The sequence below is a fragment of the Sphingomonas fucosidasi genome (assembly GCF_036663855.1).
GTDB lineage: Bacteria > Pseudomonadota > Alphaproteobacteria > Sphingomonadales > Sphingomonadaceae > Sphingomonas > Sphingomonas faeni_B.
On sequence record NZ_JAXOJR010000006.1, the window covers coordinates 93,822 to 106,354 of the forward strand.

Annotated in this window: 12 protein-coding genes; 6 read left to right on the forward strand and 6 right to left on the reverse strand. The window is 66.0% G+C overall.

From position 1 onward, the window contains the following. The first annotated feature begins 88 nt into the window (after nucleotides 1-88). Entirely contained in the window at nucleotides 89-1,027 is a 939-nt protein-coding gene (locus U1737_RS12085) for a ribose-phosphate pyrophosphokinase (RefSeq protein WP_056053689.1), read from the forward strand. A gap of 189 nt (nucleotides 1,028-1,216) precedes the next feature. On the opposite strand, the gene U1737_RS12090 is transcribed toward U1737_RS12085, so the two are convergent. Continuing rightward, entirely contained in the window at nucleotides 1,217-1,546 is a 330-nt protein-coding gene (locus tag U1737_RS12090) for a PilZ domain-containing protein (RefSeq protein WP_128454820.1), read from the reverse strand. 236 nt (nucleotides 1,547-1,782) lie between these two features. On the opposite strand from U1737_RS12090, the gene sucC reads away from it, so the two are divergent. The 4 genes from sucC to U1737_RS12110 all read left to right on the forward strand — a co-directional run bounded on the left by sucC (nucleotide 1,783) and on the right by U1737_RS12110 (nucleotide 6,255). After that, on the forward strand, nucleotides 1,783-2,985 hold the full coding sequence (gene sucC / locus U1737_RS12095; RefSeq protein WP_332796951.1) for an ADP-forming succinate--CoA ligase subunit beta: 1,203 nt from the start codon (nucleotides 1,783-1,785) through the stop codon (nucleotides 2,983-2,985). A 383-nt stretch (nucleotides 2,986-3,368) separates the two neighbouring features. Further along, nucleotides 3,369-4,115, forward strand: a complete 747-nt coding sequence (locus U1737_RS12100; protein ID WP_056419080.1) for an electron transfer flavoprotein subunit beta/FixA family protein — start codon at nucleotides 3,369-3,371, stop codon at nucleotides 4,113-4,115. Next, entirely contained in the window at nucleotides 4,112-5,041 is a 930-nt protein-coding gene (locus tag U1737_RS12105) for an electron transfer flavoprotein subunit alpha/FixB family protein (RefSeq protein ID WP_332796952.1), read from the forward strand. The genes U1737_RS12100 and U1737_RS12105 overlap by 4 nt, the downstream gene beginning before the upstream one ends. A gap of 455 nt (nucleotides 5,042-5,496) precedes the next feature. Next, complete coding sequence (locus U1737_RS12110) at nucleotides 5,497-6,255, forward strand: energy transducer TonB (RefSeq protein WP_332796953.1); 759 nt, start codon at nucleotides 5,497-5,499, stop codon at nucleotides 6,253-6,255. On the opposite strand, the gene U1737_RS12115 is transcribed toward U1737_RS12110, so the two are convergent. Beyond that, on the reverse strand, nucleotides 6,241-7,356 hold the full coding sequence (locus U1737_RS12115; RefSeq protein WP_332796954.1) for an acyltransferase family protein: 1,116 nt from the start codon (nucleotides 7,354-7,356) through the stop codon (nucleotides 6,241-6,243). The genes U1737_RS12110 and U1737_RS12115 overlap by 15 nt on opposite strands. A 96-nt stretch (nucleotides 7,357-7,452) precedes the next feature. Here U1737_RS12115 and U1737_RS12120 point away from each other — a divergent pair, with 96 nt between their 5' ends. Further along, nucleotides 7,453-8,682, forward strand: a complete 1,230-nt coding sequence (locus U1737_RS12120; protein ID WP_332796955.1) for a dipeptidase — start codon at nucleotides 7,453-7,455, stop codon at nucleotides 8,680-8,682. A gap of 173 nt (nucleotides 8,683-8,855) precedes the next feature. Here U1737_RS12120 and U1737_RS12125 read toward each other — a convergent pair whose 3' ends face one another. From U1737_RS12125 to U1737_RS12140, 4 genes are all read right to left on the reverse strand, one after another. Then, a complete protein-coding gene (locus tag U1737_RS12125; protein WP_332796956.1) occupies nucleotides 8,856-10,103 on the reverse strand; it encodes an MFS transporter in 1,248 nt (415 codons plus the stop codon). Continuing rightward, a complete protein-coding gene (locus U1737_RS12130) occupies nucleotides 10,103-10,636 on the reverse strand; it encodes a hypothetical protein (RefSeq protein ID WP_332796957.1) in 534 nt (177 codons plus the stop codon). The genes U1737_RS12125 and U1737_RS12130 overlap by 1 nt, the downstream gene beginning before the upstream one ends. A gap of 60 nt (nucleotides 10,637-10,696) precedes the next feature. Further along, nucleotides 10,697-11,722 carry a histone deacetylase family protein gene (locus tag U1737_RS12135; protein ID WP_332796958.1) on the reverse strand — a complete coding sequence of 342 codons (1,026 nt, stop codon included), beginning with the start codon at nucleotides 11,720-11,722 and terminating at the stop codon, nucleotides 10,697-10,699. Between the two features lie 91 nt (nucleotides 11,723-11,813). Next, the gene (locus U1737_RS12140; RefSeq protein WP_332796959.1) at nucleotides 11,814-12,371 is read right to left on the reverse strand and encodes a 2'-5' RNA ligase family protein; all 558 of its coding nucleotides are present in this window, start codon (nucleotides 12,369-12,371) and stop codon (nucleotides 11,814-11,816) included. Nucleotides 12,372-12,533 lie beyond the last annotated feature (162 nt).

Sequence of the window (12,533 nt, forward strand, 5' to 3'; positions counted from 1 at the left end):
GTACGAAGGCGAGCGCCGACGGGCAAACCCTTCCACCATCCGCGACCTGGGCCTAAGGGGTTCGCACTGTAGAGCGGGAAATAGCTTCATGAAATTGATGACCGGCAATTCGAACCTGCCCCTCGCGCAGGAGATCGCCGCCTATCTCGAGACACCGTTGACCGATGTCAGCGTGCGGCGGTTCGCTGACGAAGAGGTCTTCGTCGAGATCAACGAGAACGTCCGCGGCGAGGACGTGTTCGTGATCCAGTCGACCGGTTATCCGGCCAACGACAACCTCATGGAATTGCTGATCATGATCGACGCGCTGAAGCGGGCGTCGGCGCGTCGCATCACCGCGGTGATCCCGTACATGGGGTATGCGCGGCAGGACCGGAAGCCGGGGCCGCGTACGCCGATTTCGGCCAAGCTGGTCGCCAACCTGATTACGGTCGCGGGCGCGAACCGCGTGCTGTCGGTCGATTTGCATGCCGGCCAGATCCAGGGCTTCTTCGACATTCCGACCGACAATCTCTATGCGGCGCCGGTGATGTCGGCGGACATCCTCGCGCGCTTCAAGGGCAAGAACCTGATGGTCGTCTCGCCCGACGTCGGCGGCGTGGTGCGCGCGCGCGTCCTTGCCAAGCGGCTCGACAACGCGCCGCTCGCGATCGTCGACAAGCGCCGCGAGCGCGCGGGCGAGTCGGAAGTGATGAACATCATCGGCGAGGTCGAAGGCCGCTTCTGCATCCTGGTCGACGACATCGTCGATTCCGCGGGCACGCTGTGCAACGCCGCGGCGGCGCTGAAGGAAGCCGGTGCCGAGGACGTCGTGGCGTATGTAACGCACGGCGTGCTGTCGGGTGGTGCCGTGGCGCGAGTCGAGGGTTCGGAATTGCGTGAACTCGTCATTACCGATTCGATCGGCAACCACGATGTGATCAAGGGCGCTCACGGCAAAATTCGCCACCTCCAGATCGCGCCGTTGCTCGGCGAGGCGATCAAGCGGATTGCGGACGAGACTAGCGTGTCGAGTTTGTTCGACTGACGGGCGCAGGCGCGGCGCCGGCCGCGCCGATGCTCGCAGAAGCGAGCAGCGACCGACACGGCTGGCGGTCGGCTAATGCCGGCTCTGCCGACGTCTAGCTTTTTTCGTACGAACGCAGGAATCCACGGTAATCAAGGGCGGGGCTGAGTAACCCTGACCCTGCGTTCGCAGGAGGACCAAGCTCGTGTCCTAGCGCTGCGATAGCGCCACGATATGCTCGAACACCGCAGGATGGAGCGGCTTGGCGAAGGCGCAGCCATATTTGAACTTGTCGCGCCAAGCGACCACGGCTTCCAGCGCGGCGAGGCCCGGCAAAGTCAGCCACACCACGGTGCCTGGCCACAGGGTAAAGCTCGTTTCCGCGCGGAACCCGGAAAGCGACAGGTCGGTGACCTCGATCTCGAATCGGGTCTGGCCACGATCGCGAAGGTGCGCGCGCATCTTGACCGCCCGGCGAAGCGCCTGACGAAGCTCTTCGCCGGTCGAATCGGTGGGCTCGAGGGAAACGGGCTGTGTCATGGCACTGCGATACCCGAAAAAGGGTTACCATTGTGCAAACAGCCCGGCGAGCGGCAGACGTTGGCGCGGTGTAGAGGTCGATCGCGTACTGAATTTACGGCCTGCGACAGCCGCGAAAGCGGCTTATTGAGAACGAGACGCAACTGCAAATGCCTTAAGGGTGGATTTGCTGGCCGCCCTGTGCTTTACGCCTAACCAATTCCCGAGTTTCCTAAAAATTGCGTGGAGCCTTCCCGATGAACATCCATGAATACCAGGCCAAGGAACTGCTGGCCAAGTTCGGCGTCCCCGTCCCCGCCGGTTTCGCGGCGCTGACCGTCGAGGAGGCCGTCGAGGCGTCCAAGAAGCTTCCCGGACCGCTCTATGTCGTCAAGGCGCAGATCCACGCCGGCGGCCGCGGCAAGGGCAAGTTCGTCGAGCTCGGCCCTGATGCCAAGGGCGGCGTCCGCCTCGCCAAGACCGAGGACGAGGTTCGCGCAGCCGCGACCGACATGCTCGGCAACACGCTCGTCACGATCCAGACGGGTGACTCGGGCAAGCAGGTCAACCGCCTCTACGTCACCGACGGCGTCGACATCGACAAGGAATTCTACCTCGCGCTGACGCTCAACCGCACCACCGGCCGGGTGATGATGGTCGTCTCGACCGAAGGCGGCATGGACATCGAAGCGGTCGCACACGACACGCCCGAGAAGATCCAGTCGATCGACATCGACCAGGCGACCGGCTTTATGCCGCATCACGGCCGCGCCGTCGCTGCCGCGCTGAAGCTGACCGGCGATCTCGCCAAGCAGGCCGCGAATACCGCGTCGAAGCTGTATGACGCGTTCATGGGCACCGATGCCGAGCAGATCGAGATCAACCCGCTCGCCGTCACCAACGACGGCAAGCTGATGGTGCTCGACGCGAAGGTCGCGTTCGACGGCAACGCGCTGTTCCGCCACAAGGACCTGCTCGAACTGCGCGACGAGACCGAGGAGGATCCCGCCGAGCTCGAGGCGTCGAAGTACGACCTCGCCTATATCAAGCTCGATGGCGACATCGGCTGCATGGTCAACGGCGCCGGCCTCGCGATGGCGACGATGGACATCATCAAGCTGAACGGCATGTTCCCGGCCAACTTCCTCGACGTCGGCGGCGGCGCCAACAAGGAGAAGGTGACGGCGGCGTTCAAGATCATCCTCGCGGATCCGAACGTGAAGGGCATCCTGGTCAACATCTTCGGTGGCATCATGAAGTGCGACATTATCGCCGACGGCATCGTCGCCGCGGCGAAGGAAGTGAACCTGTCGGTGCCGCTGGTCGTCCGTCTCGAGGGCACGAATGTCGAGAAGGGCAAGGAGATCCTGGCCAATTCGGGTCTCGCGATCGTTCCCGCGAACGACCTTGGCGATGCGGCCAAGAAGATCGTCGCTGAGGTGCAGAAGGTCGCGGCGTAACCGCTGTTGACTGCATACTGATTCTGCGAAACGGGGGCTCGGACGGAAACGTCCGGGCCTTTTTTCGTTTGACTTGATCGCCACCCCCTCGATCCTCCACCGCAAGGGGGAGGTGGCACCGAAGGTGACGGAGGGGGAAGATACGGAACAGACGTTTCGCTAGCCTCCCCCTCCGTCTGGCAAGGGCCAGCCACCTCCCCCTGGCGGGGGAGGATCCGTTGGAATTACGACTCGCCCGCCGGACACACCGCCGTGACGCTACGGCATGGTGATGTTTCCATACCGGACTTGCGAAAACGGCTCGAAACAGCCATCTGTCCCGGCAACGACCCCTGGGTAACAGGCGGGCGAGAACGAATGATTTCACCTTGGAAGGAACCCCGATGAAGGTGCTGGTGCCGGTCAAGCGCGTGCTTGACTACAACGTGAAGCCCCGCGTGAAGGCGGACGGAACGGGCGTCGATCTGGCGAACGTCAAGATGAGCATGAACCCATTCGACGAGATCGCCGTCGAGGAAGCGATCCGCCTCAAGGACAAGGGCGTGACGGAGATCGTCGTCGTCTCGATCGGCGAGCAGAAGAGCCAGGAAACGCTCCGTACCGCGCTCGCGATGGGCGCAGATCGCGCGATCCTCGTCGTCAGCGAGACGAAGGTCGAGCCGCTCGGCGTCGCCAAGATCCTCGCCAAGATCGTCGAGGAGGAGAAGCCCGACATGGTCATCCTCGGCAAGCAGGCGATCGACGACGACAACAACCAGACCGGGCAGATGCTCGCCGGCCTGCTGAACTGGGGCCAGGGCACGTTCGCGTCGAAGGTCGAGATCGCCGACGGCTCGGTCAACGTGACACGCGAAGTCGATGGCGGCGCTGAGACGGATACGCTGAAGCTGCCCGCGATCATCACCACCGATCTTCGCCTCAACGAGCCGCGTTACGCCTCGTTGCCGAACATCATGAAGGCGAAGTCGAAGCCGATGGCGCAGAAGACGCCGGCCGATTTCGGCGTCGACGTGACGCCGCGCCTGACCACGCTGAAGGTCGTCGAGCCCGCCAAGCGCTCGGCTGGAATCAAGGTCGCCGATGTCGACGCGCTGGTCGGCAAGCTCAAGGAAATGGGAGTCGCCAAGTGAAGACGCTCGTCTGGGTCGAACATGACGGTCAGGCCGTCAAGGATGCCACGCTTTCTGCCGTAACCGCGGCAAGCCAGCTCGGCGAAGTCCATCTGCTGGTCGCTGGCCAGGGTGTCGATGGCGTCGCTGCCGAAGCCGCCAAGATCGCCGGCGTCGGCAAGGTGCACGTCGCGGACGACGTCGCGTTCGCGCACGCGCTCGCCGAGAACGTCGCGCCGCTGATCGTCGAACTGATGGCCACCCACGACGCGTTCGTTGCGCCGTCGACCACGCACGGCAAGAACATTGCGCCGCGCGTGGCGGCGTTGCTCGACGTCATGCAGATCAGCGACATCCTGTCGGTCGAGAGCGAGGACACTTTCACCCGTCCGATCTATGCCGGCAACGCGATCGCGACGGTCCAGTCGTCGGATGCGAAGAAAGTCATCACGGTCCGCGGTACGGCGTTTGCCAAGGCTGCGACTGAGGGTGGCTCGGGCGAGATCGAAGCGGTCGCCTCGACCGGCGACAAGGGTCTGTCGACCTTCGCCGGCTCGGAGATCGCCAAGAACGAGCGTCCAGAACTGACCAGCGCGAAGATCATCGTCTCGGGCGGCCGTGCGCTGGCTTCGAGCGAGCAGTTCCACGCGACGATCGATCCCTTGGCGGACAAGCTCGGCGCCGGCGTCGGCGCCTCGCGCGCCGCAGTCGACGCGGGCTACGCCCCGAACGACTATCAGGTCGGTCAGACGGGCAAGATCGTCGCACCGGAAGTGTATGTCGCGATCGGCATCTCGGGTGCGATCCAGCATCTCGCGGGGATGAAGGACTCGAAGGTCATCGTCGCGATCAACAAGGACGAGGACGCGCCGATCTTCCAGGTCGCGGACATCGGCCTGGTCGGCGATCTGTTCAAGATCGTGCCGGAACTGACGGAGAAGCTGTAAGCCCGAGCGAGGCGTGCAGCAGCACGCCGCTGCGAACCAGCGGAGCGCAGGTTCGCACGCGAAAGGCCGGCCGGCGGCGCTCCAGCGCCGACCGACGACGCGGGATTTACTCCCGCGGCGCGCGCCAGAAACGGGCGGTGTGACTTCGGTCGCACCGCCCGTTCTAGTGTCTGCCGAACGTCAGGTCTGCCGAGGTCGGACCGATGCCCTTACAAACCGAGCGCTATCGTACCAAAGCGAGCACCACCCCGGCGAAGGCCGGGGCCCAATTGAGAAACGGAGGTAACGACGGACGGTCGTTCGTTACATCGACCTTTCCACTTGGACCCCGGCCTGCGCCGGGGAGGTGCATCTGTCGAAGCAGGATAAGTACCGACTACGTCCGGAGTACCGATGTCGTTGTCGCGCCTTCGCGCGGAGTTGCCGCACAATGCCCGCCTCCCCAATTACCCAGCATGTACGGCGTCCACCAGAACCTGCGCGACCGTCTGATATCCGCCGCTAGCGCCGCGGTACTCTGCGCCATCATCGGCTACGCGCTGATTCTAGGCCTTGGCGTCAGCCTCCCCACCGCGATCCCCGACGCCCTCAAGACCTTCGCCGTCGGTCCCACCCCACCGCTACCGCCGCCCGAAAAGATTGTTCCCCGCCCCACGAAGAGCCATCGCCCGGAAGGCGCGGCGTCGCCCGCTAACCTTCGCTCCAAGGCGACCGAACTCGTCGTCCCCAAACCGATCATTCCCCCGATCGTCCCGCCACCACCGGTCATCGCCGCGTTCAAACCCGGCCCCGGCATCGACGCCACCACTGGCGCTGCCCCCGTCCCCGGATCAGGCACGGGCGCGGGCGGCGAGGGCAATGGCACCGGTAGCGGCCGCTCCGGGGACGGCGACGGCGACGGTGGCGACGAAAGCCCGCCCCGCCTCCTCAAGGGTCGCTTCAAAAACAAGGACTTCCCCAATGCAGAGGCGGTGATCGGTGCGGGCGGGGTGGTCGGCGTCCGCTACACAGTCGAGACCGACGGCAGCGTCACCCACTGCAGTGTCACGCGCTCCAGCGGAAACGCGGTGCTCGATGCGACCACCTGCCGCCTGATCGAACTGCGCTTCCGCTATCGCCCCTGGCTCGACGCCGCCGGCCGACCGGTCCGCTCGACCGTCGTCCACAACCAGGAATGGGTGAACCAGTTCGATCCGCCGTCACGCAGTAACTGAAGTGGACCGCCCCAGCCGCGCGCCACTGAGCACCCGAGCGACGGTCGGCGAGACCGCCATCAGCCCCCGCCCCAGAACGGCCGTGACGCCGAGCACCAGCAACGGCTGCACCAGCAGATAGGCCGGATACAGCCCCGCCCCCAGCGCGCCGGTCGCGAGCCCGATCATCGGCCCGAACAGCCACAACAGCACGAGGTGATCGCAGAACGCGAGAAACCCATAGCGCTCCGCCGCCCGCAGCCGCTCAGCGACGCCACTTCCCGCCAGCGCCCAAGCGAGGCGCCAGAACAGCACCGCCGAGGCCAGTCGAAACACGATGTCGAACGCCGCCATCATATGCGGATGCGCGTCGAAGAACGCGTTCCCCAACAGCGCGGTCCAGAGTCGCGGCGCGATCAGCGCTATGAACGGCAGCGCACATAGGACGACAGGCCACCCCGCCACCCGCTCCGCCATGCCAAATCGCCGCGCGGCGATCCCGGCGGTAAAGAACAGCAGGATCTGCGGTCGCAACAGCAGCGGAACATGCACCCCGGACACGCTCCACCCGACCACGATCAAGGCGACCAGCGCCAGCCAGATACTCGATGCGCGGACCAGGAGGGGGGCGAGTGCCATGCACACGAAAAGATCGCGTAAGAACGGCATCTGCACGTTGATGTCGTTGGCATGCACCAAAGGCACGAGTTCGTTCAGCGTCCAGCCGATGCTCGACGGCGTAGGGGCCTTCAGGTCGCCAAAGGTCGCCGCCGCCCCGACCAGCACAATCGCGATCGCGTTCCACAGCAGCATCGGCAGCAGGATCGTCCGCGCCTTGCCCAGCAGGAACGGGCCATAGCCCCGTCGCGTCGCGGTCGAGACGACCAGCCAGCCGGAGACCATCCCGAGCAGCGGCACCGCGCTACGCCCGAACATCTCGCCCAGCACGGTACGAAGAACCGCCTGCCAACTGAACGCGACCGCCGCGAGCTCTTCCGCGGTCCGTCCGGTCCAGGCATGGACATAGACGATTCCCATGATCCCGATCAGCCGCGCGATCGCGATCGCGGTGGACAGGCGGCTGTCCGCCTTGCGCGCCGGTCCGGCCGTTCCCGTATCCAATTCCGCCCTCCGTCTGCGTCCGGCGAGCGCCTTAGCCGGCTTGTCGCGCGCAAACACCTCCTTCAGGATGGAGCGGACGCCACGGGGGACCAAGACATGATCGCCGCATTCCTGCTGCTGGCCGCGCAGGCGAGCCCGGACGCTGCGCTTTCACGACGCGTCGAGCGCGTGCTGGAGCGCAGCCCGGTGATCGACGGGCATAACGACCTCGCCTGGGAACTCCGCGAGTTGCACGACGCGAAGGTCGAGGCGGTCGATCTCTCGGTCGATACCGCACGGTTGCCGAACCCGCTGCAGACCGACATTCCCCGGTTACGGAAGGGTCATGTCGGCGGCCAGTTCTGGTCGGTCTACATCCCCGCCGATGCGCCGCGTGCGGTCGAGATGACGCTGGAGGAGATCGATATCGTCCGCCGCTTCGTCGCGGCGAACCCGGCGACGTTCGAACTCGCGACCACCGCCGCGGACATCCGACGGATCGAGAAGGCGAGACGGATCGTGTCGCTAATCGGCGTCGAGGGCGGGCACCAGATCGACGGGCGGCTCTCCGTGTTGCGCCAATATCGCGCGCTCGGCGTCGCCTATATGACGCTGACGCACGGCAAGAGCCTGAACTGGGCGGACAGCGCGACCGACGCACCCCGCGCCAACGGATTGAGCGAGTTCGGCCGGCAGGTGGTCGCCGAGATGAACCGCATCGGCATGATCGTCGACGTCTCCCACGTCTCGGACGCGACGATGGCCGGGGCTTTGGCGGCCACCAAGGCGCCGGTGATCGCCTCGCACTCGAGCGCGCGGGCGATCGCCGACGCGCCGCGCAACATTCCCGACGACCTGCTGCGGGCGATCGGTGCGAACGGGGGCGTGGTGATGGTCAACTTCTACCCGTCCTTCCTGTCGGCCGAGTGGCGGGCGTGGGACGTCGCGCGCTCGGCCTATGCGAAGAGCATCGGCGTTCCCGCGGGGGTGTACGGCGCCAAATCGCCTGCGCCGCTTGTGACGTGGGACGCCGCGCATCCCGAGCCGCAGGTTACCGCCGCGACGGTCGCCGATCATGTCGAGCATATCGCGAAGATCGCCGGTCACGATCATGTCGGGATCGGCGGCGATTTCGACGGGATCCAGGGGACCGGGCCGATCGGGCTGAAGGGCGTCGACGGCTATCCGCTGCTGTTCGCGGAACTGGCGCGGCGGGGGTGGAGCGATGGCGATCTGGCGAAGCTGTCCGGCGGCAATGTGTTGCGCGTCATGGAGCGGGTCGAGGCGGTCGCGAAGGGCATGGCGGGTATGCCGCCGGTCGACGCGACGGACGTGGCGTCGCGGTAGACGCCCGGGCTGCGTTCGTTTGCATTCGCTCAAGACCGACCCTGCCACCAGCCTCATCCCGTCACCCCAGCGAAAGCTGGGGTATCACTCCGTATCAAATGACGCGTGCCGCACCATGATATCCCAGCTTTCGCTGGGATGACGGGAATGGTCGGAATGACGGGAGGGGGGGGTCACGGATCCGGCATCCGCTGCGGCACCGACGGCTCCATCACCAGCGGCGGCACCGTGCGCAGCACAAGCCCGATCACCAACGCCGCCACACCCAGCAACAGGCAGAACGCGGTCACCCCCGGCCAACCGGCATGCGTCCACGCGAACCCGCCGGCCGATCCGAGCACGCTCGATCCCATATAATAGAAGAACAGATAGAACGCCGCCGCCTGTCCGCGCGAACCCTGCGCGCGCCGCCCGACCCAGGCGCTCGCGATCGAATGCGCGCCGAAAAAGCCGATCGTCACCACCGCGATCCCCGCGATCACCAGCACCAGCGGCGTCATCGCGGTCAGCGCAACACCGCCGATCAGCAGCACGACCGGGACCCAGAACACTTTCCGCCGCCCGAGCCGCCCGGCAAGCGTCCCGAACTTCGCCGAACTGACAGATCCCAGCACGTACAGCAGGAACACGCCGCCGACTGCCGCCTGGCTGAGAGCGTAAGGCGGGCTCATCAACCGGAAGCCCGCATAGTTATAGATCGTGACGAACACACCCATCAGCAGGAACGCCTCGAGATATAGCAGCGGCATCGCGCGATCGGTGAACAGCGATCCGGCGCTCCGCAACAGGGCGCCCGGCCGTCCCACGCTCGGCGTGAAATTGCGTGACGGTGGCGCGAGCCGGCGGAACGCCTCCGCCATCGCGAGGCCGGCGATACCGACCGCGGCAAGCGCCCAGCGCCAGCCTTCGAGATCGGCGACGACGCTTACGACCAGTCGCCCGGCCATCCCGCCGAGCGCGCTGCCGGCGATATACAGCCCCATCGCCGCGCCGACCGCGCCCGCATCGACCTCCTCCGCGACATAGGCCATCGCCACCGCCGGCACGCCCGCGAGCGCGACGCCGGTCAGGAAGCGCAGCACGAGCAGTCCGCTCCACCCCGGCACGACCGCCGCCGCCAGCGTCAGCGCGCCCGCCGCGAACATCGCCGCGATCATCAGCGGACGCCGGCCGACGCGGTCGGACACGAATCCCGCGAACAGGATGCCGATCGCCAAGGGCCCGGTTGCCAGCGACACCGCCAGCGACGCAGCCTCCGCTGTCAGCCGATATTGCGCGGCGAACAGCGGCAGCAACGGCTGCACCGAATAGAGCAGCGAAAAGGTCGAGAACCCCGCGAACAGCATCGCCAGCGTCAGCCGGCGATAGGCAGGGGTGCCGATCGCGATGGGGGTCGCAATCGGGGTACGAGTGACGGCCATCAACCGACTGAACGCTTGAAGTAATGGAACGGCAACCACGACGATACGAGTTGCCACCCATGCGCCGCCATCGCTTCGGTGTCCGGGCCGATCCCGACCATCCGGCGATACTCCCACGCGCGGTCGGTCTGGACGAAAGTCAGGCGGAGCATGCCAGTGCCGACCAGTTCGCGGCCCTTCGCGCCTTCCTCCGCCATGATCGCCATCTCATTGAAGGCGTTAGCCCCATGACGAACGATATGGTCCGTGTCATCGAGGTCGTCGGTACGGCCACCGCCGAAGCGCTGCTGCGCCGCCTGCTTGCTGATCCCGATCAGCGCACCGATCTCTGTCCAGCTCAGCCCGGCACGGCGACCGGCATCGATCCAACGGTGCAACGCCAGCCGTGCCTCGTCGGCGACGACATGCGCGGCTTCGATCATCGGTGGATATTCGTCGCGTGCCGCCCCTGCGAAAGGCCTACGCTCCTCCTGCCACGCGAGCGGAAGGCCGGCAACACGTTGGCGAAGATCAGTTTCGTTGGATGGTGTCACGACTCGCTCTCCGTCAATATCTTCTTGACGATGCGTCAATGTAATATTGACTGCGATTCGTCAAGATGTTGTTGACGATTTGCCGAACCCCTCAAGAAACACTGCTACGTTATGCCCCAGTGCGTCGACCGCGTAACCGCCCTCCATGACGATCGCCGTTGGCCAGCCGCGTGCCGCGATGTCGGCGGCCAGCACCGCATAGTCGGGCGTGGTCAGTTTGAAATGCGAGATCGGATCGCCCCCCCACGTGTCCGCGCCGAAGCTGACGACCAGCAGTCCGGGATCGAACGCTGCGATCGCATCGAGCGCAGTGCTTTGTGCCCCGCGAAATGCATCGATCCGCGTGCCGTGGGGGAGGGGGAGGTTCAGCGTGGTGCCGATCCCTTCGCCTTCGCCGGTCTCGTCGGCATGGCCCCAGTAGAACGGGTAGTCGGTCTTCGGATCGGCGTGGACCGAGGCGTAGAATACGTCGCCTCTCGCGTAGAAGATGTCCTGCGTACCGTTGCCGTGATGGTAGTCGATGTCGAGGATCGCGACGCGCGCGACACCGGCGTCGCGCGCGGCCTGCGCGGCGATCGCGGCGGTGTTGAGGTGGCAATATCCGCCGCAATAGTCCGCGCCCGCGTGATGACCTGGCGGGCGGCAGAGCGCGAATGCCGCGCGGTCGCCGTCGAGTACGGCGTGCGTCGCGGCCAATGCGGACTGTGCGCTGCCATAGGACGCGGCCCAGGCCTGCGGCGTGATCGGCGTGGTCGCATCGAAGCTGTGCGCGCCGATCAGCGCATCGATCCGGGTCAGGTCGAGCGGCCGGCGCCCGCGGATCGGGAAGGTGTAGGGGATCGCGTCGCCCTCGCGCCCGGCTTCCCGCCAAAGTCGGGCTGCGTCCTTGAGAAAGGCGATATAGGGCGCGGGATGGACGGCCAGGATTGGCGCCTCGCCGCGATCCTCCGGCGCCTCGACAGGGCCGATCGCGCGCAGGATCGCATCGACGCGCGCAGGCGTCTCCGCATAGGCGGTGAACGCGCCGTTGTGCAGTTCGCGCGCTGGCGCATGGCTCCGCTGGGCCTCGTCGAAAAACAGCCGCATTGTCGCTCCTTGCTGCGCGGTCACGAGGGAAGAACCGACCGATCGCCTTGCGGGTCCTACCGGGTCGCGCGCGTTCGGCAAATTCGAAGGCTCAGAACAGCGCGAGTTGCCGATCGTCGTTGCCGTCCAGCAGCCAGCGCCCGATCACGTCGTGGCGCGTCCGGCCGACATGGCTGTGGACCAGCACGAACGCATCCGCGGTCCAGCCGATCGGCGCGATGGCTTGCGTGAACGGCGCGCCGTCGCGGTAGCCGAGCGTCATGTGCGGACTGAACCGATAGTTTTCGCGGGCGCGCAACCCTGCTGCCTCACGTGCCACTGCGATCCGCTGGTGCAGCGCGGCGAGCGCGGCATTCTTGTGGCGCGGACGCAGCGCGATGGATCGCTCGCTGCCGACGACGGTATCGAACCGGAGCGCGAAGGGCGCCGCCTCGACCGCATCGCCGATCGCCTTCAGGTCGCGCTCCAACGCCGTCGACACGCGGTCATGGTCGTCGAGGATGTCGATCGTGACGTGGAGATGCTCAGGGCGGCGCTTGTCGCCGTCGGTCTCGAACCACGACGCTGCGGCGGTAATCTGGCGCGCGAGCGGGAGCGGCGGGCGGAGTGCGAAGAACAGGCGGTGACGGGCAATCGGGCGATGGAACATGCCGGTTTCCGAATCGGGGGAGGCGGGCCTGTTGCTAATATGTTCCGTCGGATTCGTCTAGTTGGCGCGCGAGACCGGAGGGCTCAAATACCACCCCGGCGAAGGCCGGGGCCCAATTGGAAAGGTCAGAGTAACGAAGCGTGAAGGCTCGTTAACAGCGTA